General features: G+C 75.6%; 20 protein-coding genes. 10 read left to right on the forward strand and 10 right to left on the reverse strand.

The window, feature by feature from the left end:
* Positions 1–15 precede the first annotated feature (15 nt).
* The 4 genes from ACZ6EM_RS31275 to ACZ6EM_RS31290 all read right to left on the reverse strand — a co-directional run bounded on the left by ACZ6EM_RS31275 (position 16) and on the right by ACZ6EM_RS31290 (position 7,969).
* Positions 16–783, reverse strand: a complete 768-nt coding sequence (locus tag ACZ6EM_RS31275) for a metallophosphoesterase (RefSeq protein WP_465773800.1) — start codon at positions 781–783, stop codon at positions 16–18.
* 60 nt (positions 784–843) lie between these two features.
* On the reverse strand, positions 844–5,406 hold the full coding sequence (locus ACZ6EM_RS31280; protein WP_465773801.1) for a hypothetical protein: 4,563 nt from the start codon (positions 5,404–5,406) through the stop codon (positions 844–846).
* An 80-nt stretch (positions 5,407–5,486) separates the two neighbouring features.
* Complete coding sequence (locus ACZ6EM_RS31285) at positions 5,487–6,362, reverse strand: hypothetical protein (protein WP_359911107.1); 876 nt, start codon at positions 6,360–6,362, stop codon at positions 5,487–5,489.
* Between the two features lie 77 nt (positions 6,363–6,439).
* The gene (locus tag ACZ6EM_RS31290) at positions 6,440–7,969 is read right to left on the reverse strand and encodes a hypothetical protein (protein WP_401044015.1); all 1,530 of its coding nucleotides are present in this window, start codon (positions 7,967–7,969) and stop codon (positions 6,440–6,442) included.
* A gap of 194 nt (positions 7,970–8,163) precedes the next feature.
* Between ACZ6EM_RS31290 and ACZ6EM_RS31295 the strand changes: the two genes are divergently transcribed.
* The 5 genes from ACZ6EM_RS31295 (at position 8,164) to ACZ6EM_RS31315 (ending at position 12,444) form a co-directional block, all read left to right on the forward strand.
* Positions 8,164–9,231, forward strand: coding sequence for an IPT/TIG domain-containing protein (locus ACZ6EM_RS31295; protein ID WP_465773802.1), 1,068 nt, complete (start codon positions 8,164–8,166; stop codon positions 9,229–9,231).
* 210 nt (positions 9,232–9,441) lie between these two features.
* Positions 9,442–9,966 carry a hypothetical protein gene (locus ACZ6EM_RS31300; protein WP_401055379.1) on the forward strand — a complete coding sequence of 175 codons (525 nt, stop codon included), beginning with the start codon at positions 9,442–9,444 and terminating at the stop codon, positions 9,964–9,966.
* Between the two features lie 172 nt (positions 9,967–10,138).
* Entirely contained in the window at positions 10,139–10,915 is a 777-nt protein-coding gene (locus ACZ6EM_RS31305; protein ID WP_401055377.1) for a LamB/YcsF family protein, read from the forward strand.
* The gene (gene pxpB, locus ACZ6EM_RS31310; protein ID WP_465773803.1) at positions 10,912–11,568 is read left to right on the forward strand and encodes a 5-oxoprolinase subunit PxpB; all 657 of its coding nucleotides are present in this window, start codon (positions 10,912–10,914) and stop codon (positions 11,566–11,568) included. Before ACZ6EM_RS31305 ends, pxpB begins: the two co-directional genes overlap by 4 nt.
* 12 nt (positions 11,569–11,580) lie before the next feature.
* On the forward strand, positions 11,581–12,444 hold the full coding sequence (locus ACZ6EM_RS31315) for a 5-oxoprolinase subunit C family protein (protein WP_452180515.1): 864 nt from the start codon (positions 11,581–11,583) through the stop codon (positions 12,442–12,444).
* An 83-nt stretch (positions 12,445–12,527) separates the two neighbouring features.
* Here ACZ6EM_RS31315 and ACZ6EM_RS31320 read toward each other — a convergent pair whose 3' ends face one another.
* Positions 12,528–13,451: an aminoglycoside phosphotransferase family protein gene (locus ACZ6EM_RS31320; RefSeq protein WP_465773804.1), complete on the reverse strand. Its 924-nt coding sequence runs from the start codon at positions 13,449–13,451 to the stop codon at positions 12,528–12,530.
* 66 nt (positions 13,452–13,517) lie between these two features.
* Positions 13,518–14,288 (reverse strand): alpha/beta fold hydrolase, encoded by a 771-nt coding sequence (locus tag ACZ6EM_RS31325; RefSeq protein WP_465773805.1) that lies wholly within the window; start codon positions 14,286–14,288, stop codon positions 13,518–13,520.
* Between the two features lie 140 nt (positions 14,289–14,428).
* Here ACZ6EM_RS31325 and ACZ6EM_RS31330 point away from each other — a divergent pair, with 140 nt between their 5' ends.
* Positions 14,429–14,962 carry a PadR family transcriptional regulator gene (locus tag ACZ6EM_RS31330; protein WP_401054846.1) on the forward strand — a complete coding sequence of 178 codons (534 nt, stop codon included), beginning with the start codon at positions 14,429–14,431 and terminating at the stop codon, positions 14,960–14,962.
* 89 nt (positions 14,963–15,051) lie between these two features.
* Here ACZ6EM_RS31330 and ACZ6EM_RS31335 read toward each other — a convergent pair whose 3' ends face one another.
* A complete protein-coding gene (locus tag ACZ6EM_RS31335) occupies positions 15,052–15,648 on the reverse strand; it encodes a DUF4396 domain-containing protein (protein ID WP_465773806.1) in 597 nt (198 codons plus the stop codon).
* A gap of 144 nt (positions 15,649–15,792) precedes the next feature.
* Here ACZ6EM_RS31335 and ACZ6EM_RS31340 point away from each other — a divergent pair, with 144 nt between their 5' ends.
* Positions 15,793–16,488 (forward strand): class I SAM-dependent methyltransferase, encoded by a 696-nt coding sequence (locus tag ACZ6EM_RS31340; RefSeq protein ID WP_465773807.1) that lies wholly within the window; start codon positions 15,793–15,795, stop codon positions 16,486–16,488.
* 232 nt (positions 16,489–16,720) lie between these two features.
* Positions 16,721–17,563 (forward strand): undecaprenyl-diphosphate phosphatase, encoded by an 843-nt coding sequence (locus ACZ6EM_RS31345; protein WP_380353153.1) that lies wholly within the window; start codon positions 16,721–16,723, stop codon positions 17,561–17,563.
* A gap of 88 nt (positions 17,564–17,651) precedes the next feature.
* Here ACZ6EM_RS31345 and ACZ6EM_RS31350 read toward each other — a convergent pair whose 3' ends face one another.
* Positions 17,652–19,163, reverse strand: a complete 1,512-nt coding sequence (locus tag ACZ6EM_RS31350) for a HEAT repeat domain-containing protein (RefSeq protein ID WP_401050252.1) — start codon at positions 19,161–19,163, stop codon at positions 17,652–17,654.
* Positions 19,164–19,451: 288 nt separating this feature from the next.
* On the opposite strand from ACZ6EM_RS31350, the gene ACZ6EM_RS31355 reads away from it, so the two are divergent.
* Positions 19,452–20,021: a hypothetical protein gene (locus ACZ6EM_RS31355; RefSeq protein ID WP_452180643.1), complete on the forward strand. Its 570-nt coding sequence runs from the start codon at positions 19,452–19,454 to the stop codon at positions 20,019–20,021.
* A gap of 61 nt (positions 20,022–20,082) precedes the next feature.
* Here the strand turns inward: ACZ6EM_RS31355 and ACZ6EM_RS31360 are convergent, their stop codons facing one another.
* Positions 20,083–21,564, reverse strand: a complete 1,482-nt coding sequence (locus tag ACZ6EM_RS31360) for a DNA-binding protein NsdB (protein WP_401050257.1) — start codon at positions 21,562–21,564, stop codon at positions 20,083–20,085.
* Positions 21,565–22,306: 742 nt separating this feature from the next.
* Between ACZ6EM_RS31360 and ACZ6EM_RS31365 the strand changes: the two genes are divergently transcribed.
* Entirely contained in the window at positions 22,307–23,317 is a 1,011-nt protein-coding gene (locus tag ACZ6EM_RS31365) for an aminoglycoside phosphotransferase family protein (protein ID WP_359914633.1), read from the forward strand.
* A gap of 171 nt (positions 23,318–23,488) precedes the next feature.
* On the opposite strand, the gene ACZ6EM_RS31370 is transcribed toward ACZ6EM_RS31365, so the two are convergent.
* Positions 23,489–24,745, reverse strand: coding sequence for an acyl-CoA dehydrogenase family protein (locus ACZ6EM_RS31370; RefSeq protein ID WP_465773808.1), 1,257 nt, complete (start codon positions 24,743–24,745; stop codon positions 23,489–23,491).
* Positions 24,746–25,030 lie beyond the last annotated feature (285 nt).

The raw sequence follows: 25,030 nt of genomic DNA on the forward strand, positions 1-25,030 counted from the left end.
CGCCGGGCCGATCGGTCAGTCCCGCACCGGCAGCGCCCGGTAGTGGGTGGTGAGCCGGCGGTCCCCGTCCAGGATGTGGAAGGCCACCATCGGCGGGTGGTCGAAGGAGATGCCGCGCCCGCCCTCGAACGGCAGCGTGACGGTGGAGGCCACGCCGGGCGCGATCAGCAGCGGCAGACCGGCGAACGTGGTGGCCGCGGAGGTGTGCGCGTGGCCGCAGAACAGGGCGGCCACCCGGGGGTGCCGGCTCAGCACCGTCGCCAGCCGCGCCTCGCCGAACTGGCGGATCGGGTCGACGTACGGCAGGTACAGCTCCACCGGCGGGTGATGGAAGGCCACCAGCGCGGGCAACTCGCCGCGGCCGGACGCCAGTTCGGCGTCCAGCCAGTCCAGCGTCCGCTCGTCCAGCAGGCCGTCGTCCTGCCCGGGTATCGAGGAGTCGAGCATCAGCACGTCGGCGCCCGGCAGTTGGTGCAGGCGATTGATCGGCCCCTCCCCCGGTGCCTCGCCGAGCAGCACCTCCCGGTACGGCGCCCTGGAGTCGTGGTTGCCGGGGCAGATGAGCACCGGGTGCCGGGAGGCCAGCACCTCGGCGATCTCCCGGTACTCCTCGGGCAGGCCGTGGTCGGCGAGGTCGCCGGTGACCAGCACCGCGTCCAGCGGGCCGGGCAGGGCGTCGAGGTACGCCATCACCTGCTCGGCCCGCCGCCGGGCGCGCTTGCCGCCGTCCCGGCGGTGGACCTGGCCGAGGTGGATGTCACTGAGGTGCGCGATCGTCAGCATGGAGATCACGCTAGTCAGTTCACGGTCGAACCGGAACCTCTCCCGGCCGAACGGGCCCGCTCACGCCTGCGCCGGAACCTCCGCGGGGCGCTTGAACATCCGGGTGGCGGTGATCTCGCCGTGGATGGCCGGGCCGTCCGGGTCCGGCGCGGCCGGCAGGCCCGGGCGCAGGTGCTCCTCGACCGAGATGTACTTGAGGCCCGCGCGCAGGTCGGCGTCGTTGCGCAGGCGGATCACCAGCGGGAACTCGGCGAGCGCCGTGGTGTCGAACAGGCCGGTGGTGTAGATCAGCTGGACGCCGAGCGCGTCGGCCACGGCCCGCTGGAGCTCCAGCAGGTAGGTCGCGTTGGCGCGGCCGATCGGGTTGTCCAGGAACAGCGTGCCGGCGTGCCGCAGCTGGGACTGGCCGCGGTCGTTGGCGCGCAGCGCCGCCATCGTGCAGTACAGCGCGATGGCCGCGGTGAGCAGCTGGCCGCCGGAGAAGACGTCGGACATCTGGCCGACACCGACCCGCTCGGCCCGCAGCACCGCGTCGGGCTTGAGGATCTCGACGCTGACGCCCTTGGGGCCGATCGCGGCGGCGACCCCGCGCAGCAGCAGGGACATGCCGTCGCGGCGCAGGTCGCTGTTCTTCTTCACGGCGGCGCGGGTGGCCTCGTCGATGACCTCGCCCAGGCGCTCGACCAGGGTGGCGTGGTCCGGGTCCTCGAAGCGGATCCGGAGGAACTCCTGGCCGGACCACTCCCCCAGGCCCTCGGGCAGCCGGGACAGCCGCTGGGCGGCGCGCAGCGTGGTGAGCGAGGACTCGACCAGGCCGCGCAGCCGGTCCACGATCGAGCCGCGGTTCTTCTCCAGCTGGGCCAGCTCGTCGGTGAGCACCCGCAACCGGGGCGCGAAGGCCGCGGCCCAGGCGGCGGCGTGCTCGGGCAGCGCGGAGGCGGGCAGTTCCCGGATCTGCTGGCGGGCGGGGGTGCGGACGGCCTCGTAGCGGGCCGCGTTGGCGTGCCGGACCAGGGCGTCGGCGGCGTCGCGGACGGCGAGTTCGGAGGAGGACAGCTCGCCGGCGGCGGTGCGCAGCGAGCGGCGGGCCTCGGTGGCGCCGGTGCGGGCGTCGGCCAGCGAGCCCAGGTACGGCTCGACCGGGTCCTCCGGGTCCTCCTGGTGGTCGCGCAGGCCGTCGCGCAGCTGGCCGGCCAACTCGTCGAAGTCGGCGGCCGAGGCCTGGGCGCTGTCGAAGGTGCGCTGGAGGTCGGCGTGGGCGGTGCGGGCGGCGTCCAGGGCCTCGCGGCGCTCGGCGAGTCGGCTGGTGGCGGTGCGCAGCAGGACCTGGGCGTGCTCCGGATCGGTGGGGACGAGGTCCTCGGGCAGCTCGGTGTGCGCCTCGCCGTCGGCGGGGGCGGAGCGCTCGGCCTCGCCGCGCAGCCGGCCGAGCTGCTCGCTGGCGGCGGCGGAGCGGGCCTCGATGGTGGCGACCAGCTCCTCGGCGCGGGCGGCGGCGGCCTGGCGGGCCGGGCCGTCGGCGCCGTCGGGGCTGCCGAGGAGCTCCTCGGCGCGGGTGCGCACCTTGTTGGTGAGGCGGTCGAGTTCGGTCGCGGCGGCGGCCTCGTCGCCCTCGGCCCGGGCCTGTTCGGCGCGCAGGTCGGCGCCGACGCCGACCTTCTCGTACAGCTGGGAGGCGGCGCGGTAGGCCTCGCGCAGTGCGGGCAGCGCGGCGGGGGCGGTCTCGACGGGCTCGTCGGACTGCTCGGCGGCGGGGATCTCGGCGCGCTCGGCGCGCAGCGCGCGGGCCGTGCGGCGGGCGTCGTCGGCGGCGCGCTGGGCGGCGCGGCGGTCCTCGTCGCAGGTGCGGGCGCGCTCGGCGCACAGCACCTGGCGGCGGTCGCACTCGGCGGCGTCCTCGGCGAGTTCGCGCTGGCGGCGGGCCCAGTTGCCGCGCTCGCGCAGCCGGAAGGCGAGGCCGGAGAGGGCGTCGGCACGGCGGCGGGCGCGCTGGGCGGCCTCGCGGTGCTCCTCGTGGACGGAGGCGGCCGCGGCGTGGTCGGTCTCGGCCTCGTCGTGGTCGGCGCGCAGGGTGGCCAGGGCGGCGGCGGCCTGCTCGGCGTGCTCGCGGGCGGCCTCGGCGGCGGCGGCGAATTCGGCGAGGGTGCCGGGCGGGCAGCTGGCGTGCCAGGAGGCGAGGCGGGCGGCGAGGGCGCGGTCGGCGCCGAGGCGGCCGGCCAGTTCGCGGATGTGCTCCTCGCGGGCGCTCGCCCGGGCGCGCAGTTCGCGGCGCTCGCCGTCGGCGGCGGACTCGTCGTGCATGGCCGGGTTCGGCGGGACGAGGAAGAAGGCGGGCTCGTCGGTGATCGGGGCGATCAGCGAGGCGGCGGCGCCGACGGCGACGGTGGAGCGCGGCAGCAGGGCGGCGGCCTGCAGGGCCTCGCGGGCGCGTTCCAGCGAGGACGGGTCGGTGACGACCACGCCGTCGACCAGTTCGGGGCGGGCGGCGAGGATCGCGTCGTGGTCGGCCGGGTCCACGGACTGGGCGAGGTAGCGCCAGCCGGGAAGGGCCGGGATGCCGTGCTCGGCGAGGTACTCGACGGTGGCGAGCACGTCCGGGCCGGGCGGCAGCAGACCGCCGTCGCCGAGGGCGGCGAGGATGCGGGAGTCGTCGGCCGCGGCCGTGCGGAGGTCGAACAGGGTGCGTTCGGCGGTGGCGATGGACTCGTCGAGGAGTTCGCGCAGGTACTCGGCGTTGCGGTCGAGCACGGCGGGGGTGAGGAAGCCGGCGTCCTCCTCGGCGCCCTCCTGGTAGGGCGTGAGGGAGAGCAGGTCGGCGAGGCGCTCCTCGGTGGCGAGCAGGGCGGCGGTGCGCTGCTCCGCGGCGAGGGAGCGGGCGGCGTCCTTGCGGGCGTCGCCCGCCCGCTCGGCGGCGAGTTCGGCGCGCGAGGTCGCGGCGGCGGACTCGCGCAGCCGGGCGGCGGCGGACTCGGCGGCGGTACGCGCCTGGGCGAGCGCGGCGGCGGCGGCCTTCTCGACGTCGGCGGCGTGCAGCGCGGCGCGGGCCGGGTCCACGTCGCCGTCGGCGTCGATGAAGCCGGCCGAGACGGCGGCCTCGGTCTCCTGCTCGACCTCGGCGAGGCGCTGGCGCAGGTGCTCGGCCTCGCTGCGGGCCTTCTGGGCGGCGGTGGCGGCCTCGGTGGCGTCGGACTGCGCCTTGCCGCCGTCCTCCTGGAGTTCGCCCGCGCGCTCCTCCTCGGTGTCGGCGCGGGACTCGGCGGCCGCGGCGGCGGCCTCCAGGGCGCGGGCCAGGGCGGTCGCGGCGCGGGCGCGGGCGGCGAGCGCGGGGGCGGCGTCCAGCTCGGCCTCGCGGATGGCGGCGGCGACCCGGGTGACCCGGTCGGCGGCGGCGCGCTGGCGCAGCACCGCCTCGGCGGCCTGCCAGGCGGAGTGCAGGGTGCGGGCGTCGATGAGTTCGCGGCGCAGCGCGGCGGCCTCGGCGGTGGCCGCGGTGAGGCCCAACGTGGCGTGCCGGTGGGTGAGTTCGTCGGTGATCAGGCTGTGCCGGGTGCGGTCGGCCTCGGCGGCGGTGACGGCGCTCGCGGCGGCGGCGACCTCGATGGCGAGGTCCTGGGCGCGGTCGCGTTCGGCGGTGGCGCGGGAGGCGAGGGCGTGGGCGAGGCGGCGGGTGCGGCGTTCGGCGGTGCGGTGGGCCTCGCGGACGGTCTCGCGGGCGGTGGTGGTCTCGGCGATGCGCTCCAGCAGGTCCAGCGAGCCGGCGGTGAAGTCGCGTTCGGCGGTGAGTTCGGCGCGGCGGCCGAGCTTGGCGGCGAAGCCGTGCACGAGGTCGGCGAGGCCGTCGGTGTCCCGGGTGTCGGTGACGGCGCGCAGCAGGAGGTCGGTGAAGTCGCTGTCGTGCTTGACCGCGAAGAGGCCGGCCGCCTCGCCCTCGTCGGCGTTCATCTCGCGCTGGTAGCGGAAGAGTTCGGGGTCGAGGCCGAGTTCGCCGAGGTGCTCGGTCCAGCGGTCGTGGCCGTCCTCGAAGACCAGGTCGAGGTGGGGGTGGGCCTTGCCCGCCTCGGTGAGGGCGTCGCGGAAGCCCTTCATGGTGCGGCGGCGGCCGCGGGCCTTCTGGTCGCCGGCCAGGCTGACCCGTTCGGCGACCGGCAGCGAGTCGAGGGTCAGGCCGGCGCCGGGGCGGAAGGAGTACCAGGTCTCGGCGAACTTGCGCGGGTCGGAGGAGACCTGGCGGCCGCGCCACTCGCTGACCTTGCCGACCACGATCAGCTCGCCCGTGACGGTGTGCTGCCACTCCAGGGCGACGTGGCCGCAGTCGTCGGCGAGCAGGAACTTGCGCAGCACGCCGGAGCTGGCGCCGCCGAGGGTGTTGCGGTGGCCGGGGAGCATGACCGAGAAGATCAGCTTGAGCAGGACCGACTTGCCGCCGCCGTTCTCCAGGAAGAGCACGCCGGCGGGGGCGGGGCGGCGGACCGGGCCGTCGGTGTCCTCGCCGAACAGGCCGATCTGCTGCGGGGCCGGGTCGGCGACCGGCTCGCCGACGCCGCGCAGGTCGAGCACCGTGTCGGCGTAGCGGGCGCCGGCCGGTCCGATCGAGTAGAGGCGGACCCGGTTGAGCTCGTACATGTGCGGCGGTTCTCCGTGGCTTGCGTGGCGTGAGGGGTGGGCGGCGGGCCGGTTCGGGGCGGGTGGGCCGGGGCCGGGGTTCAGAGCGAGTGGAACGGCAGGCCAGCGTCGGCGACCAGTTCGTCGCCGGTGTCCGGCGGCAGCAGGCTGGCGGTGCCGTCGGAGACCGGGACGATGCCGAGGTCGAGCAGTTCGGCCATGGCCGCGCTGCCCGCCAGGTCGCGCACCTGGAGCTGGTAGCGGGCGGTGGTGCGGTAGGTGCCGCCGGAGTCGTCGGAGACCTTCTGGAGGAAGCCGGAGTCGACCAGGAACAGCACGGCCTTGGCGACGATGCCGATGGTGGAGCCGGAGAGCCGGCGGGCGTCCTTGGTGGCGCCGGTGGCGGTGCGCCGGGCCCAGACCCGCCAGGCCGCCTCCAGGCCGGGGGCGTCGGAGGCCGGGTCGGTGTTGGCGCCCTCGGCGTCGGCCTGCTCCTCCAGGCGGCGGCAGGCCTGGCGCACGAAGGAGTCGACGCCGTTGACGGTGATCCGGCCGAGGTAGCCGTCGTCGGCGAGGTCCTCGGGGCGGGGGAAGGCCATCGCGGCGACGGCCAGGTGGGCCAGGCCGTGCAGGAAGCGGTCGGTGGACTCGGAGGCGGCGCGGCGCGAGTAGTCGCCCATCCGGACGGCGAACAGCGAGTCCTCGGCGGCGGCCACGGCCATGCCGGCCCGCGGGGAGACCTCCAGGACGACCAGGCCCATGCCGGTGGCGACGGCGTCGGCGAGCCGGGCGAACGGCGGGTCCTCGCGGTGGCGGCGCACCAGCTCGGCGTACTCGGCGTCCCGGGCGGGCAGCAGCTTGGCCTGGAGGCCGAAGGAGACCAGCCGGGCGGCGTCCGCGACGTCGGCCGGGGTGATCGGCGCGGGGGCCGCGGGTTCGCTCTCGGTCGCCCAGGACGTGTCGTGGTGGGTCGTCACGGGCGGTGCTCCTCGGGGGTGGCGCGGTGGTTACGGTTCGTCAAGGTTGGTCCCGGCAAGGTGTGCCTCCCGGCCGGTCAGCCGGCGTCCTTGCGGTCGGCGGCCATGCCGACCGCGTCGAGCAGGGCGCTGCCGACGATCAGGTCGGCGCCGCCGAACTCCGGGTCGTGCAGCGGGGTGCCGTCGTCCACGGCGAACAGCAGCCGCTCCTCGCCCTGGCGGTAGGCGGTGCCGACCGGCGGGCTGGCGGCGTGTACGGCGAGCAGGGCCAGCAGGTACGGCAGGTCCGGGTCCTGCTTGCGGGCGTCGGCGAGCAGGCCGGAGAGCCTGCGGGGGGCGTCCGGGGGCAGGTCGAGCAGGACCATCGCGGACTCCAGCTGGGCCTCGGAGAACCGGCTGTCGTCCGGGGTGGCGACCAGGTCGGGGTCGGGCAGCTCGGCGCCGAGGTGCTCGCGTTCGACCGGCGGGGTGAGCAGCAGGTCGACCAGATCGGAGACCCGGACCGAGACCGGGGTGCGCAGACCGGCGCCACGGGCGAAGAAGGCGCCGGTGGGGCGGACGGCCTGCTCCACCGGCAGCCGCAGCACGGGGGCGAGCAGCTGCCCGTAGAGGTCGATGCCGCTGCGGGCGCCGGGGGTGGCGAAGGCCTGCCGGTCCTGCTCGGCGCGGAACAGCGGGCCGGCCTCCAGCAGGCGGGTCTGGAGCTGGGTGTGGCGGCGGATGCAGTCCTTGACGATGTCGACCAGCTCGGCGGCGCGGCGCTTGTGCTCCGGGTCCTCGGCCTCGTCGCGGGCCTTGCGGATGTTGGTGAGAATCGCGTTCTCGTGCCGGTAGCGGTCCGCGATGTGGTCCAGCGCCTCCGCGATGAGGTCGGGGACGGCGCGCATCCAGTCGACGGCGCGGACGTTGCGGCGGGTGGCGTCCAGGGCGCGGCGCAGCGTCTCGGCGTACTGGACGGTGCGGTAGCGGGCCTGCTCGGCGGCGAGCTGGGCGTCGGCCAGGCGGCCGCGGCGGATCAGCACCTCCAGCTTGACCTCGGCGGCGATCTGGGCCGAGGTGACGTCGGTGTCGAGCGCGCCGACCAGGACGTTGACCGCCTCGTCGGTGGTGCGCAGGTAGACGCCGCCGTCCGGGCCGGGGACCTCCTCGATCAGCTTGAAGTCGTAGTCCCGGCGGACGTACTCGCCGTCCGCGCCGAAGGTGCCGTAGACGGCGCGGAAGCCGCGGTCCACGCTGCCGACGTTGATCAGCGACTCCAGCACCCAGCGGGCGACCCGCTCGTGCTCGGCGGCGGGGCGGCCGGTGGCCTGGACGGCGACCCGGGGCAGCAGGCGGGCGAGCACTATGTCGCGGTCGGCCCCGGTGTCGAAGTCCATGTTCAGGGTGACCAGGTCGATCGCGGCGAGGCCGACCTCGGCCATCGCGTAGCCGCCGTACTCGCCGGCCAGGTTGACCTTGCGGTTGTCCAGGTCGTGCAGCGGGGCGGTGCAGGCCAGCGCCTTGAGCCGGCGGGCCAGGCCCTCGTCGGCGGCGGGGCCGGGCGCGGGGCGCGCGGCGGCCGGGCCGGCGGGCGGGCGGAGGCCGGGCTCGGTGAGCGGGTCTGCGATGACGGTCACGGAGGACAAGATTAGAGGTTCGCACCGACATCGACCGAAACGGACCTTGCGGGCGGGCGGAGCGGCAGGTGGACGACGGTACGGGTGACGGATTCAGAACGTGATTTCGACGAGATCCCGCCATTCCCGAACCGGCATTCGAGAAAAGCGTGAGGAGGGCGCGCTTGTTCGGTGATGATCGACCTATGATCACCCGACTGGCCAAAGCGGGCCTCGCCGCCGCGCTGTCCGTGACCACCCTCGCCACCGGCGCCGCCCTCGTCACCGGTGCCACCGCCGCCGCGGCCGCCCCGGCCGCCCCGGCCGCGACGACGTCGACCTCCGCCCAGCACGTGACCGTGTCGCAGAGCGGGAACTACCCCGGCGGGTTCTTCACCACCGGGAACATGTCGGCGGGCTGGACCTCGTCCGGCACCGCGGACCTGACAGGCCCGACGCACTTCACCGTCGACCTGCCGCCCGGCATCACCACCGACGGCGCGATGTTCTACTCCACGCCGTACGACTACACCTTCAGCTCGACCCTCTCCCCCGACGGCCGCCACCTGGAGGCCGTGCTGAACGGCACCCGGGTGGTCGGGAAGTACGAGTTCATGAAGCTCAGCCTGCGCACCACGCCCGGCGTGCCGATCGCCGGCGTGATCACGGTGACGGCCGCCAACCCCAACGACACCGACCCGACCGGCCACATCTCCCGCTACGACCTCGGCACCCGGAGCCTCCTGCCGGCGACCGTCCAGGCCGCCCCGGCCGTCACCGGCCTCGGCACCACCACCGGCCCCGGCGCGGGCGGCACCGCGGTGACCGTCGGCGGCACCGACCTGGCCAACGGCATGGTGCTGGTCGGCGGCGTCCCGGCGCCCGGCAGCTGCACCGACACCTCCTGCACGGTGACCACCCCGGGCGGCTCGGGCAGCGCCCCGGTCACCGTGGTGACGCCCGGCGGCACCGCCGCGGCCCCGGCCGCCTTCGACTACACCGGCGCCCCGCCGCCGGCCCCGGCCGCCCCGGCGGTCAGCAGCCTGTCCCCCGCGTCCGGTCCGACCGCCGGCGGGGCCAGGGTGAACGTGATCGGCAGCAACCTGGCGTACGGGACGGTGGCCTTCGGCGGAGTGCCGGCCACGCACGTCTCCTGCGGCCCGTCCTTCTGCACGGCCACGGCCCCGGCGGGCGCCCAGCCCGGGGCGGTGGCCGTCACCGTCACCACGGCGGGCGGGACCAGCGCTCCCGTGACGTACACCTACACGGCGTAACGGCCGCGGGCGGCGTTCCGCCCGCCACCGGTGCCCGGGCTCCACGGAGCCCGGGCACCGCTGCGTTCCGGGGCGGCCCCGGCCGCCCCTGCCCCACCCCACCCACCATGCGAGTTGAACACGTTCAAAAAATAGGTCTAGAGTCGGTTCCGCGCAGGTCGGACGAGGCTCCGCCTGCACTTCGGCATGCTCGGCATGGAGGTGGGCGAAATGGACGGCGACCCCGCGGTCATCCTTCGCAAGGTCCGACGGTGGCTCTGGCTCTTCCTGGTCTGCCTGGTGCTCAGCGGTCTGACCGCGTTCCCCCTGGAGACCGAGACCCGCTGGCTGGTCGACTTCGCCTCCGGGCCGGCCGCCCCGCTGAGCGACCGCCTCCCCGCAGCGGCGGCCTGGCTCGAACGGGTCCACACCGGCCTCGCCGAGACCAACGGGCGCTACCCCTTCCTGGCCTACGGCACCGACTGGCTGGCCTTCGCCCACCTGGTGATCGCCGCCGCCTTCTGGGGGCCGCTCAAGGATCCGGTCCGCAACATCTGGGTGATCCGCTGGGCCGTGCTCGCCTGCGGGGCCGTCATCCCGCTGGCACTGATCTGCGGGCCGCTGCGCGGGATTCCACTGGCCTGGCGATTCGTCGACATGTCGTTCGGGGTCCTCGGCGTCGTTCCGCTGCTGATCGTGCTGCGGGCGCTGCGTCCACTGGAGCGCGCCTTCCGCGCACCGGTGACCACCGGCTGAGTCCGGGCGGTCCGCGCCCGCTCGCGCCCCGGCGCGACCCCGTGAGGCGCCGCCCCGGGGCGTGCGACCCCGGGCACACGCCGCGGCACCCGCGGGGCTCCGGGTCACGGGCAACGGCCTTCATCCGCAGGCCCTACCATCTGGCTCAACAGCTGCTGGGAGGCGGACGGGCGTGGCCGATGCGGTGATCGATCTCAATGCGGACCTCGGCGAGGGGTTCGGACGCTGGACCCTGACCGACGACGAGGCCCTGCTGTCCGTGGTGACCAGCGCCAACGTCGCCTGCGGGTTCCACGCCGGGGACCCGTCGACGATGCGCCGGGTCTGCGCCCTGGCGGCCGAGCGCGGCGTCCGGATCGGCGCCCAGGTCTCCTACCGCGACCTGGCCGGCTTCGGCCGCCGCGCGATGGACGTGCCCCCGGAGGAGCTCGCCGACGAGATCGCGTACCAGATCGGCGCCCTCCAGGTGTTCGCCCGCGCGGCCGGTTCCAAGGTCTCCTACGTCAAACCGCACGGCGCCCTCTACAACCGGGTGGTCGGCGACTCCGAGCAGGCCGAGGCCGTGGTGGCCGGCGTGCTGCGGGCGGGCGCGGTCTGCGACGGCCCGCTGCCCGTGCTCGGCCTGCCGGGCTCGCTGCTGCTCGAGGTGGCCGAGGGCGTCGGGCTCCCGGTGGTCGCCGAGGCCTTCGCCGACCGCGCGTACACCCGCACCGGCACCCTCGTCCCGCGCCGCGAGCCGGACGCGGTGGTGCACGACCCCGAGTCGGTGATCACCCGCGCCGTCGCCATCGCCCGGGACGGCACGGTGGAGGCCGCCGGTGGCGAGCGGATCGCCGTCGAGGCCCGCTCACTGTGCGTCCACGGCGACACCCCCGGCGCCGCCCAGCTCGCCTGGCGGGTCCGCGGCGCCCTGGCCTCCGCCGGGGTCCGGGTGGAGGCGTTCACGTGACAGCCCCTCGCGTACCCGGCCTCGACGCGACGGCGGGGACGGTGCGCCGGGTCGGCGAGCGGGCACTCCTGGTCGAGCTGCCCGGGACGGCCGAGGTGGCGGCGCTGTACGGCTGGCTGAGCGAGCGCCGGGAGGCCGGGGCGCTCGGCGCGGTGGAAGAGCTGGTACCGGCCGCGCGCACCCTGCTGCTGGACGGCGTCGCGGACGTCGGTGCGGTGGCGGCGCTGCTGCGCACCGCCCGTCCGGCGACGGCCGGGGCGGCGCGCGGGCCACTGCTGGAGGTCCCGACCGTGTACGACGGCGCCGACCTGGCCGAGGTCGCCGCACTGTGGGGGGTGTCCGAGGAGGCCGCCGTCCGGATCCACACCGGATCCGAGTACGTCGTCGCGTTCTGCGGCTTCGCCCCCGGCTTCGGCTACCTCACCGGCCTCCCGGCGCGCTACGAGGTGCCGCGCCGAGCCACCCCGCGCAGCTCCGTCCCGGCCGGCTCGGTCGCCCTGGCCGGCCCGTACACCGGCGTCTACCCGCACCCCTCCCCCGGCGGCTGGCAGCTGATCGGCCGGACGGCGCTCACCCTCTGGGACACCGACCGCGAGCCCCCGGCCCTGCTGGCGCCGGGCACCCGGGTCCGCTTCACGGCGGAACGGGCCTGAGGGGAGCCGGAGTTGAACGAACTGGTGGTGGAGCGGCCGGGGCCGCTGACCACGGTCCAGGACCTCGGGCGGCGCGGGGTCGCCCACCTCGGGGTGCCGAGGGCCGGGGCACTGGACGAGCCGGCGCTGCGGGCGGCCAACCGGCTGGTGGGCAACGAGCCCGGGGCCGCCGGGCTGGAGACCACGCTCGGCGGGGTCGCGCTGCGGGCCGTCGGAACGGCGCTGGTCGCCGTCACCGGTGCGCCCTCGCCCGTCCGGGTGGACGGCCGGCCGGCCGCCTGGGGCGCGCCGGTGGTGGTGCCGGCCGGGGCGCTGGTCGAGGTGGGGGCGGCGACGGCCGGGGTGCGCGGCTACCTGGCGGTGGCGGGCGGGATCGCCGTCCCGCCGGTGCTCGGCAGCCGCTCGGCGGACCTGCTCTCCGGGCTCGGGCCGGCCCCGCTGGCCGCCGGGGACCGGCTGCCGGTGGGCGCCCCGCCGCCGTACCGGGCCAGGCCCGAGCTGGTGCCGCTGCCCGGTCCCCCGGCCGAGCTGGTGCTGCGGCTGCGGCTCGGACCGCGCGCGGACTGGTTCGACCCGGAGGCGGTGGCCCGTCTCGGCCGCGACCGGTACCTGGTCTCCCCGACCGGCAACCGGGTCGGGCTGCGCACCGAGGGCCCGCCGGTCGCCCGCGCCAGGGACGGCGAACTGCCCAGCGAGGGCATGGTGTTGGGCGCCGTTCAGATTCCGCCGGACGGGCAGCCGGTGGTGTTCCTGGCCGACCACCCGACCACCGGCGGCTACCCGGTGATCGGCGTCGTGCCGGCCGGCGACCTCGCGGCCGCCGCACAGGCCAGGCCGGGGACACCGGTGCGCTTCGCGCCCCTGCGCGAGCACTGATCGGAAGCACTGAGCGGAAGCACCGAGCGGGAGCGCCGAGCAGCAGTACCTCGCAGGCGCGGAAAGCCACGCGGGCTCCCGGGTCAGCGCCCCAACAGCACCTCGGCGACGGCACGTTGGGCCGGGTCCAGCTCCGCCCCGCCCTCCTCGGCCACCCAGACCGCGTTCTGCAGCACCCGGGCGAGCGTCCAGGCCGCCGCCACCTCGCGGTCCAGCTCCAGCACCTCCGTCAACAGGTCGAAGCGCCGCCGCAGCGCCCGGGTTGCATCCCCGGTGGCCACCACGTCCTCCCAGCGGTTGCGCAACGCCGGGAGCAGCTCGAAGCCGGGGTGGCCGGCCAGCGGCTTGGGGTCGATGGCCAGCCAGGGCTCCCGGCCGCTGCCCGGGAGCGGGGCCAGCACATTGCCGTAGTGCAGGTCCCAGTGCAGCAGCCGGTCGCCGGGGTCGGCGCGGACCTCGCACAGGGCGGCCGCGCAGTCGGCGAGCAGGCGCCGCTCCACCGGGTCGGCGAGGGCCGCGACGGCCGCCGGGGCCCGGTCGAGCAGGTCGCTCGCCGCACCCGCCAGGGTCCGCAGTCCGGACGGCGCCTGACTCTTCGTCAATTCCCTGAGCAGCTCGGCGATCACGCGCAGCGCCGCGAGGTCGTCGGGCAGGTCGAGCAGTGAGCGCCCGGGGTCCAGCCGCTCCAGCAGCAGGGAGCCGGTGGCCGGTTCGTGGTCGAGCAGCCGCACGGCGCCGCGGCCGTCCCAGGCCCGCAGGGCGAGCGGTTCGCCCACCGTCTCCTCGTCCACGGGCTGGAGCTTGAGCACGGCCGGCATCCCGTCGGCGCGCAGCACCGGGAGCACCAGCCCGACCACGCCGTGCGCGACCGGCCCGTCCGGGCGCAGCGCCCAGCGGTCGAGCAACTCGCCGGCCAGGGTGGGCAGTCGGGCCACCCAGGCGCGCCCCTCGGCGCCGAGGAAGCTCTCCAGGGACGCGGCCAGCGCGGGCGGGACCTGGACGGACATCGGGCGGGCTCCTCTCGGACGGTCCGCCCCAGCCTACGACGGGCGGCGGCCGGCGCCTCCCCCCGTTCACCCCTGCCCGAGCGCCCGCGCCGCGGCGGCCGCGAAGCCGTCCGGGTTGTCGAGCATGATGTTGTGCCCGCAGTCCGGCACCGCGACCACCCGTACGCCCGCCGCGCGGAGGGTCCCGGCACCCGCCGGCTCGCCGTCCGCCGCCGGATGGAGGAAGGTGCGCGGGAGGTCGAGGCCGAGCAGCGCCTCGCGCATGGTCGGTTCGGTCGCCCGGGCGAGGTAGCGGGCGCTGCGGTGCAGCGCCTCCGGGCCGGCCAGCCGCATGGTGGACCACCAGAACGGCCCGACCCGCTCGGCGACTTCGTCCCGGCCGCCGGCCAGGAACTCCTCCTCTGCGTAGGCCGCGATGCCGCTGCTGCCGGGGTGGCGCCGGTCGGGGTCGACCCGGTCCAGGTTGGCGTCCACCAGGAGCAGCCGTTCGACCAGGTGCGGGTGCCGCTGGGCGAGGACGATCGCGACCGCCCCGCCCATGCTGTGGCCGATCACCTCGACCCGGGCCGTCCCGGCGGCCGCGACGGCCGCCGCGACCGCGTCCGCGTGCTCCTCCAGGGTGTAGCCGAAGTCCGTCGGCCGGTCGCTGAGGCCGAAGCCGAGCAGGTCCAGCAGCAGCGAGCGCCGCCCGGCGAGCAGCGGGTGGGTGGCGGCGGCCGCGAAGTAGGCCGGCGAGGTGGCGCCGAGCCCGTGCAGGTAGAGCCGGGCCGGCTCGGCGCCGGGCAGCTCGACCCAGCGGATCCGGTCGCCGTTCGGGGTGACGGGGGCCTCGCGCATGCTCACTCGCTCCTTCTCCTGGGTGTGCCGGCTCCCGGCTCCGGGGACTCCGGCGGACGACCAGGACCATACATCGAAGTCGAGGTATAGCGATAGTGAGATACCCATACCCCGAGGGAAGGATCTGAGAGAGTGGCCCCATGCTGAAGCTCGCCATCCTCGGGTTCCTGTACGACCGCCCCCTGCACGGCTACGAGCTGCGCCGCCACCTCGCCGCGCTCACCGGCCACGTCCGCCCGATCAGCGACGGCACGCTCTACCCCGCGATCAAACGCCTGGAGACCGACGGCCTGCTGGTCCGCGAGACCGAGCCGGGCAGCGCCGCCGCGCCCCGGCACACCCTGCACCTCACCGAGGCCGGCCGCACCGCGCTGCTCGACCGGCTGCGCGAGCCCGAGCCGCTCGACGTCAGCGACGAGAACCGCTGGTTCACCCTGCTCGCCTTCCTGCGGCACCTCGCCGACCCCGCCGACCAGGCGGCCGTACTGCGCCGCCGACTGGCCTTCCTCGCCGAACCGGCCAGCTTCTTCTACGAGGGCGACCGCCCGGTGGGCGCCGAGGAGTTCGCCGACCCGTTCCGGCGCGGCCTGCTGCTGGTCGCCCGCGCCACCACCGAGGCCGAACTCGCCTGGCTGCACGCGACCCTGGCCGACCTGGAGGGCCGCCCGCGCTAGACCCGGGCCCGCACACGCCGCGGCCCGCGCCGGCCGTCGAACGGTCGGCGCGGGCCGCAGGCGAGAGGCTTCGACACCCTGGGGTGGTATCAGTGCCCGTGGTGGGCGTGCACCACGGCGTGGCCGCGCCCCCGGCCGATCATCCACTTGTTGACCGGGACGGTCAGCGCGAACGCCAGGGCCAGCGAACCCGCCAGCGCCACCCAGAACAACAGGTCGCCGAGGCCCGCGTCCATCGCCCCCGGGACGGTGACCATCACGGTGTTGTCGATCAGCTCCATCACCAGGATCGAGACGGTGTCGGCGGCCAGCGCGACCTTGACCGCGGCGCCGACGTCGAGGCCGGCCTTCAGCACGCCGCGCATGGTCAGCGCGTAACCGAAGACGAAGGCCAGCAGGATCGAGAGCACCACGGTCGCGCCGTTGTGCAGGCCGAAGGCGGTGCCGAGCACCATGCCCAGGATCTCGCCGATGGCGCACCCGGTGAGGCAGTGCAGGGTCGCCTGCGCGGCCGTCCGCCAGCCGGCTCCGCCACCGCCGCCGGCCTGGTGGTGGCCGCCGTGGGCCTGCTGGCCGTGGTGGCCGACATGGTCGTGCCCGTGCCGCTCATGGTGTCCGTGGTGCTCGTGAGCGGCGTGCTGCCGCTCGGCCCGCTCCTGGTGCTCGTGCTGCTCGGGGTGTGCCATGTCGTCCTCCACGCGCCCCGGCGCCCCGTTCGGCGCCGCTTCCCTCGCTCCGTCGCTGTCGAACATATACCCCCCTGGGGTATCTGACAATCCCGTTCCGACACCCTCTTCCCCCGTGCACCCGTCCGTGTTCCGATGAAGGGCATGGCAGACGAACGACGCGCGGGTTACGACGGAACGGGTGAGGGCGCGATCAGCCCGGACGGCTGCGCCGTCGAGGTGTGGAGCCGGCTCCCCGTGGGCGACGCCCCGGACGTGATCGAGGCCGCGGTGCCGCCCGGTGCGCGCATCCTCGAACTCGGTTGCGGCATCGGCCGGATGACGCACCCGCTGACCGATCGAGGCTTCGCCGTGACGGCCGTGGACGAGTCCCCCGACATGCTGGCCCGGGTCCGCGCGGACGTCCGCACGGTGCGCAGCCCGATCGAGGAGCTGGACCTCGGCGAGCGCTTCGACGTCGTCGTACTCGCCTCCTTCCTGGTGCACGCCGGTGACGTGACGGTCCGCCGGGGCCTGCTGGAGACCTGCCGCCGCCACGTCACCGAGGACGGCTGCGTACTGGTGCAGCGCGAGGGCGAGGACTGGCACCGGAACGTACCGCGGGAGAGCGCCATCGGCCCGGACGCCCGGGCCCGGCTGGTCTCGGCCACGCCGGTCGGCGACGGCGTCAACTCCGTGCGCTTCGAGTACGTTTTCCCGGACGGCACCTGGACACAGACCTTCCTGTCCCGCCCGCTCGACACGGAGGCGTTCGAGCGGGCGCTCGCGGAGGCCGACCTGGTGGTCGAGCGCTACCTGACCGCGGACCGCACCTGGGTCCGGGCCCGGCCGGTGCTCTAGACCCAACGCCGGGCGGGCTCCGGAGCGGCGGCGGGCTTGTGCGCAAAGCCGCGACAAAGGGTGAACAAAGAACCGTCACCTTCACCCCGTACCATCAGCCGCGCGCCGGGCTCGCGCGCGGCCCGCGGGCCGGGCGGGTCACGGCGGCCCCGCATGCCCTTCCGACCCGCAAGGACCCGCCCATGCCGCCCCTGCCCCACGCCCGACGGATATCCCCGGCGGGTGCCCGGTGATCGACTGGTTCCACGGGGCCGTCCTCGGCCTGATCCAGGGCCTCACCGAGTTCCTGCCGATCTCCTCCAGTGCCCACCTGCGGGTCTTCTCCGCCCTGTTGGGCTGGGACGACCCGGGCGCGGCCTTCACGGCCGTCACCCAGCTCGGCACCGAGACGGCGGTGCTGATCTACTTCCGCCGGGACATCGCCTCGATCATCAAGACCTGGTCGCTGTCCCTGTTCCGGCCGGCGCTGCGCTCGGACCCGGACGCGCGGATGGGCTGGTTCGTGATCATCGGCACCCTGCCGATCGGCATCCTGGGCAAGCTGTTCCAGGACACCATCGAGACCCACCTGCGCGACCTGCGGATCATCGGCACCACCCTGATCGTCTTCGGCCTGGTCCTGGCCTTCGCCGACCGCACCCGGGCCGTCCGCCACGCCCGTCCGATCACCGACCTCACGCTGCCGCACGCGGGCATCTACGGTTTCGCCCAGGCGCTGGCGCTGATCCCGGGTGTGTCCCGCTCCGGTGGCACGATCAGCGCGGGCCTGCTGCTCGGCTACAGCCGGGAGGCGGCCGCCCGCTACTCGTTCCTGCTCGCCATCCCGGCGGTGCTCGCCTCCGGGGCGCTGGAGCTGTTCAAGATCGGTGAGGGTCCGGCGCCGGCCTGGGGGCCGACCATCCTGGCCACCGTGATCGCCTTCGTGGTCGGCTACGCGGCGATCGCCTGGTTCCTGAAGTACATCTCCAGTCACAGCTTCATGCCGTTCGTGGTCTACCGGGTCCTGCTCGGCGTCCTGATCATCGGACTGGTCATCGGAGGCGTGCTGACCCCGGACGCGGGCGCGGTGAAGTAGAACCGGATTTCAGTACGAGGACCCGCGGAAACGAGTGGGCCGGGACACCGTGTCGGTGTCCCGGCCCACTGAACGTTGTGGGCCGACCCTAACGCCCGAACTCCCGGGCGGCGGTCAGTCGGCCGCGCACGGCGGCGTGGACCTCGGCCTCCTCGGCCGGGTCGGCGGCGAGCCTGCGCAACCGCTCCAGCACACGCGCGTCGCCCGTGGTGGCGACGTGGCGCGCGGCGAGCTCGCGCGTGGACTCCTCGCAGTCCCAGAGGCACTCGACGGCGGGCCCCTCGGGGAAGTGCACGTCGGTCGCGGCCAGCGCCTGGGCGGCGCGTCCGCGCAGCTCGGAGGAGGCGGCCTCGCCGTAGATGTGGCGCAGGACCGGCACGGCGTCGGCGGCGGCCAGCCGCCCCGCACCGTCCACCAGCGACCCGAGCCCGGTACCGCTGACCCCGCGCACGGAGATCCAGTGGCGCAGCCCGGCCACCACCAGCGGCGCGTCGGCCGGCTCCCCGGCGTCGGCGAGCAGCTGGACGGCGGCCTCGCCGAGCGCGCTGTCGGCACCGCCGCTGGCCGGGTCGGCCCAGCGCCGGGCGTGGACCAGCACCTCGGGGCCGCGCATCCGGCCGAGCAGTTCCAGCGCGGCCCGGACGATCCGGTCGTCCACGTCCGCGGCGGCGGCCTCGATGAGCCCGACGGCGGCCGGGTCGCGCTGCTCGACCAGGTGGCGCAGGGCGGCCCGGCGCGCGCCGGGGAGGCCGTCGCGCGCCGCTTCCAGCAGCAGCGGGCGGTCCTCGGGCCGGACCACGGCGGTCAGGCAGCGGGCGGCAGCGGCGGCGCGGCGGTCCACCGCGTCGGGGCCGGACGGCGCGTCGGTGCCGCGTGCGGGCTCCCCACGGCCGTCGGGGCGGCCGAGGAAGGCGCCGACCCCGAGGCCGCCGAGCTCGCCCTGGTCGGCCCAGGCCAGCACGTCGGCCGTGGACCAGCCGGGGGTGACGCCGCTGCGGTTGATCTGGCGCTGCCACAGGTCGAAGGGTGACTGCTCACTGGCCGCGGCCACTCTGGGGTGGTAGGCCGCCCACAGCCGCCAGGGGCGGGGCTCGTACGCGTTGCGGATGAACTCGCGCAGCTCGGCGTCGCCCTCGGGGCCCGGCGCGAAGTGGTCCAGGACGGCGGTGCCGAGCAGCAGCAGGCCGCGGTCGTCGTCCCGCAGGGCGAGCTCGTCGAGGGCCCAGGACCAGTTGGCACCGGTGGCGGCGTACTCGCGCAGCATCAGCAGCGCGTCGCGCCGGCCGTACGCGGCGAGGTGGCCCAGGACGGAAAGGGCGAGGCCGGTGCGGCTCTCGTCGTCGGTGACCAGGTCCTCGGCGGAGTGGAGGTGGTCCTCGATGCCTTCGAGGGGGGCTTCCAGGTCCATGTAGATGCGGGCGTAGTAGAGGGAGCGGCTCTCGACCTGCCAGTCGGCTCGCGGGTCCCTGGTGACACACTCCTCCAGCGCGGCGATGGCCTCGGCACGGTCGGCGGCCAGCGCGTGGAGCTGCCCGTCACCACGGCCTCGCTGAAGGAGGCCTAGGAGGCTGGCACTGGGTGCTATCACTGGCTCGAACATGAGGTCAGCATCCGTTGCGGCGGTCGGAGTGGCAACGGGATTTCCGTCGCCGGGGTCTCTGGTCGGTACTGCGGTGGGCGCCCGGGCGCCGGAATCACCGAAGGTTACCGCCTCGGGCCCCGGTCCGCACACAGGGCGACGAAGGCTCCGGCCACAGTGGCATATGCCAGAGGAATTTTGCCTGCGTTCTGTCCAAATCGCCCGCAAGGGTGACGACGCTGTGCGACAGTCTTCTCACTGTCCGAACGGCTCGCACCCCACGGGCCGTACCCGAGCGATGGGTTCGCCATGAACATGCCCTTAGGCGCCACCCGCCCGCCGGGAGCCGCCGCGGTGGACGGCGCCCCGACGGGCGGGAGCGGCACGGTGCACGGCACCGCGGCGGACGTTCCCGGCACCGCGGGCGGAAACGGTGCCGGCGACGGCACGGGCGACGCCGGCAGCGGAACGGACGGCAGAGTGGACGGCACCACGCAGGAGCCGTCCGGCCGCTACCTGGACAACGGCGGCGGCCACGGCGGAATCGACGACGGTCTGCTCGGCTCCGCCGCATGGGACCTGCTCACCGACGGGATCCACTGGAGCCCGGAGACCTACCTCCTCCTCGGCTGCGACCCGGACCACGGCCCGCTCAGCCTCGACCGGCTGCCCGACCGCCTCCCCGAAGCGGACCGGCCGCTGCTGCGGCGGATGATGACCGACGCCCTGGTGCACGGCCGCCACGCCGCCGGCACCCTGCGGGTCCGCCGCCCCTGCGGACGGCACGACGGCGTCGAGTGCGCGAGCGAGCCCGTCCTCGGCACGGACGGCACCGTGGTCGCCCTGCACATGCTGCTCCGCCCGGCCCCGCCGCTCTGACTCCGACGGACGCGCGCCCGCGTCCCCGGGGCGCACCCGCCGGGGGCCACCCGGGAGCCCGTCAGGTCAGCCGCCGCCGGTTCTTGGCGTCCGCCGCCCGCAGCTCCCGGCCCAGCTCCTCCCGCAGCTCGTCCACCACCGCCAGCCCCTGGTACTGCGCGGTCAGCCGGTACATCTCCCGCAGCCGGTCCCAGGTCCGGTGCGAGGAGTTCTGGCCGATCAGGTTCAGCACCATCTTGGCCTGGAACCGTGCCGCGTCCGGCTCCCCGGTGATCAGGTGCACCGACGCCAGGGTGATCCGGTCGAACAACGCCGAACGCAGCTGCCCGGTGCCCTCCCGCAGCGTGATCACCCGCTCCGCGTGCCGACGGGCCTCGGCGGCCGCCGCCGGGACGTGCTCCGACAGCGTGCGCAGCACCAGGGCCTGCATACCGCGCAGTTCGGCTTCGTCGAACACCTGCATCCACGAGGGCGGCGGCTCCGACGCCTCCTCGCCGAACAGGTCCTCGGCCTCCCCCAGCAGCCGGTAGGTGTCCTGGGAGTGCCCGATCGACGCGTGCGCCCACGCCTCGACGGTATTGAGCATGGCGCGCGTTCTGGGCAGCAGCCGCCCGCCGGCCGCCTTGGCCGCCGACATCAGGTCGAGCGCGTCGTCGGCCCGGCCCAGGTGCACCATCTGCCGTGCGGCCCGGGAGATCGCCTCACCCGCCCGCGGCCGGTCGCCGGCCTCCTTGGCCGCGTCCGCCGCCATCATGAAGTACTTCTGGGCGGTGGGCTCCAGGCCCACGTCGTGCGACATCCAGCCCGCCAGCACCGCCAGGTTGGCCGCGACCAGCCACAGCCGCTGCTCGACCGCCGGTGCGTGCCGGTGCGTCAACAGCCCGCCGACCTCGTTCAGTTGGCCGACCACCGCCTTGCGCTGCAAGCCGCCGCCGCGGGCGGCGTCCCAGGCCCGGAACACCTGCACCGAGTGCTCCAGCGACTCCACCTCGTCGAACCCGACCGGGCCCGCGTCGTACACGTCCACCACCGGGTGCGCTCCGCTCCCGGTGACCACCTGTCGCGGCCCGGGGACGGACGCCGCGTACGCGACCGCGTCCCCTCCCAGCCAGCCCTTCAGCGAGTCGGCGATGACCGCCCCGGCCGTGAGCGCGGCTCCGGCGCCCACCAATCCACGTCGGTTCAGCATGAGGTCCATTCCCGTGAACTCGGTGAGGACCGCGGCTGTTCGATCCGGCGACCACGGGACTGCTCCGGACGTGTCCGCTCCGGACCTGGTGGGCCGGTGTCGTTCCAGACCGAGGTCCTCAGTGGTGACGACACGGCCGAGCCGCTCCGTGAACACGGCCGCCAGCACCCTCGGCACCGGATCGCGCGGGATCTCCCCCTGCTCGATCCAACGCCGTACCCTCGACGTGTCGGTGGACAGCTGCAGCTGACCCATCGCGGCACCCCGACGGTTGACCAGCCGCGCCAGCTCGCCCTTCGACCATCCGGTCAGGACGAACAGATCGGCCAGTCGGGTGTTGGGTTCCCTGCTCAATGAAGCCCCCAGGTTCCTCGGCTGATCCGAGGCTAGAGGCTCGGGCAAGTGCCGGGCGAGCATTCGCCACCGTTCGCCAGGGCCCGCCAGACTACTAAGCCAGTGCCCGACGGGTGTGTTGTAGGGGTGCGCCACCTCGCCCCCCGGGTCGGGCGGCGTCCCACCAGCGTCGGGGCTGTCCCCCCGACGGTGGCGCGGGGCGCTCCCGGTCCTCACCCGAGGGGGTGGCGCGGCCGGGTGGCGCGGGAGCGCCGGGCACGGCCACGGCAGTCCGGCCGACCGCATTCCCCAGGGTGCGGACGGCCGGAGCACCGCCGAACAGGGGTTCCTGACCCCGCGTCCGTGCCCGGCGCCCGCGCACCACCCCCCGCACGGCACGACGTACCGCACCACCCGACGTACCGCACCACCCGCAGGGCCGCCGTCACGCCAGGAAGCACACGGCACCGGCCCTCCCCCGCCCCCGCGGGGCAACACCCGCCGACGGACCGGAAGGGACCACCCTCAGCCCATGTACTCCTCAGCGACGACCCCCACGCCCACCGCGACCCGCCCCGCGCTGCGCCCCCCCGCCGCAGCCGCCGGCCGCACCGGCCCGAGGGCGGTGCCCCCGGCGAGCCGTCCGGCGGCCCCGCGCGGCGCGGAGGGCCGGGCCACGGACACCCGGGTCGTCCCGACCGGCCGCACGGCGCTGGGCCCCACCGGCCGTACCGCGCTGGGGCTGCGCGCCCCCGAGACCGCCATGCCGGCCGGTGGCCGGATGCCGCTGGCCCGGCAGGCCGACGGCCAGGTGCTGCGGGCCCGGCGGCCCGGCCAGCCCGGCGGCGGCCCCGAGCGGATCGATCCCTCGGCGCTCCAGACCCCGGCGGTCCGGGCGGCGCTCGCCAGTGTCGCGCGGATATGTCCCGCGTTCACCCCGCGCCAGGTCCTGCGCGAGGGCAGCCGCCACATCCTGGTGGCGGGCACCATCGGGCGGGCTCCGGTGGTCGCCAAGTGCCTGGCGCCGCAGGCGGTGCGGAGTGAGTACTTCGAGCAGCTGGTGGCCGACTTCCACCACGAGGTCGCGGTCTACCGGGCGTTCGTCCGGCACCGCCCGCCGGTGCGGCTGCCCCGGCTGGTGGCGGCCGACCACGACCGGTGCGTGCTGGTCATGGAGCGCGTCCCCGGGCGCCCGGCCGCCCGCGAGCGCCACCCGGTCAACGCGCCCACCCCGGGCGAGGTGCGGGCGCTGCTCACCGCGGTCCGCACGCTGAACCTGTGGCGGCCGCCGACCGACGTCTTCCAGCCGCGCCTGGACTACCAGTTGGAGATCGCCCGCTACCACTCGGTGGGCCAGCTCACCGACCGGGACGCCGGCGACCTGCGCGGCCTGCTGCACGGCCTCGGCCACACCCCGCTCCAGCTCTGCCACGGCGACGCCCTGCTCAGCAACATGCTGCTGGCGCCGTCCGGCCCGGTGCTGGTCGACTGGGAGCAGGCCGGCTGGTACCTGCCCGGCTACGACCTGGCGGTGCTCTGGAGCGTCCTGTCCGGGGACACCGCGGCACGCCGCCAGATCAGCCAACTCGCCCAGAACGGCGGCACGATGGCCCGGGACGCGTTCCTGGTGAACCTGGTGCTGGTGCTCATGCGGGAGATCCGGCTGTACGACGTGCCGGGCGCCGGCGAGGAGCAGCGGATCATGATCCGCCGGCTCTACGACGACGCGGCGCTCGCCCGCCGCGCCGTCCGCGCCGCGGTCGGGACCCGCTGAGCCACGGGGGTCCGGCCCCGTCCCGCCCGCCCTGCCCTGCTCGCCCCGCTGGTCGGCGCGGGCGGGGCGCGGCGGTGGGGCCCGGGCATCGCCGGGCGGAGGTCGGGGGCCTCTCCCGGCCGCCGGGCCGGGGCACGTCGTGGCTCCGGGAACGACCGCCGGGCCCGGGCGCTACGGCCGGGTGCCCCGTTCGAGCGCGGCCCGTCCGACGGCCTCCAGGACGGTCTCGTCGACGGCCAGGTGCACCCGGCTGCTGAGCACGTCCCGCAGGTAGCGCTCCAGCGGGTGACGCCGGCTCAGGCCGGGGTTGCCGGTGAGGGCGACGGCCTGCTGGACCACCGCCGTCGCGGCCCGGGTCGCCAGCAGGTGGGCCGGACCTGTCCGGGCGACCGCCTCCGGCTCGCCCCGGTCCACCCGGGAGGCCAGCCCCTCGACCAGTTCCTCGGCACCGATCAGCTGGGCCTCGATCTCGCCGAGGGCGGTCCGGTAGCGCGGCAGAGTGCCGAGCGGCTCGGTCAGGTTGGCCGGAGTGCGCTGGTTGAGGAAACGGATCAGCCAGGCCTCGGCGGCCCGGGCGACGCCGATCGCCACCGCGGAGAGGGCCAGGTCGTGCCAGGCCAGGGAGAGTTCGGCCTCGGCGTCGACGCTCTGACGGGCCGTCCGGCGGCCGGTGGTCAGGCCGAGCGCGAGGTCGACCGGCACCCGGACCCCGTCCAGTACGACATCGTGGCTGGCGCTGGCCCGCAGGCCGAGCTGGTCCCAGGTCGGGTCGATCTCCAGGCCCTCGCTCTCACCGCGGACCAGGAAGGTGCCGACCCTCGGCTCCTCCTCGTCGGTCCGCGCGGTGACCGCCATCCAGGCGAGCGCCTCGGCGCCGGTGCAGTACGTCTTCCGGCCCGTCAGCAGCCAGCCGTCGCCGTCCCGTCGGGCGACCGTGGCGGGCAGCTCGCCCACGACGGCCCCGGGCTCCGCCCGCAGGGTGTTGATCAGTACCGGGCCGCGCCGGGACTCGGTGAGCAGCCGCCGGTAGCCGGCCGTCGGCCAGTCGGCGCGGCGGGCCTGCTCGGCGTGCCGGAGCAGGGTGAAGGCGGTGACCACGGCCACCGAGGCGTCGCCGCGGCCGAGTTGGGACAGCACCCGGACGGTGTCGGCGAGCGTTCCGCCCGGACCGCCGTACCGCGCGGAGACGGTGAGGGTGAGCAGCCCGGCCTCGTGGACCGCCTCGATCCCCTGGTAGGGGAAGGTCGCGTCGCGGTCGTGCTCCTCGGCGCGGGCGGCCAGCAGGTCGACCACCCGGGGCAGCCCGGCGAGAGCGGCCTCGATCCCGGTGCGGTCGGGCACGGGGTCGGTGGTGGCGGAGGCGGAAGCGGAAGCGGCGGGCGCGGTGGCGGAGGCGGAACGCACCGGGCCGGCGGAAGCGGCGGGCACGGGATCGGCGGAACCGGTGGGTGTGGAACCGGTGGATTCGAGATGGCCGGAATCGGACCGGTCGGAATCCGCCGTTCGCGGGGCGGTCCGGGAACGGCGTTCGGCGGGAGCGCCCTCGGACGCACGATCGACGGTCGAACGGTTGACGGTGCGGGTCGTCATGATGCGGTGCCTCCGGGCGACAGCGTGGGCTCGGCGAATGCGGGCGGCACGCCGTACGGGCGCGCGGTACCGACTGGCGGCCCCGGAGGCCGGCTCACGGCCCGCCCCCTGGTGTCGGCGCCG

This window comes from Kitasatospora sp. NPDC041917 (assembly GCF_055589745.1).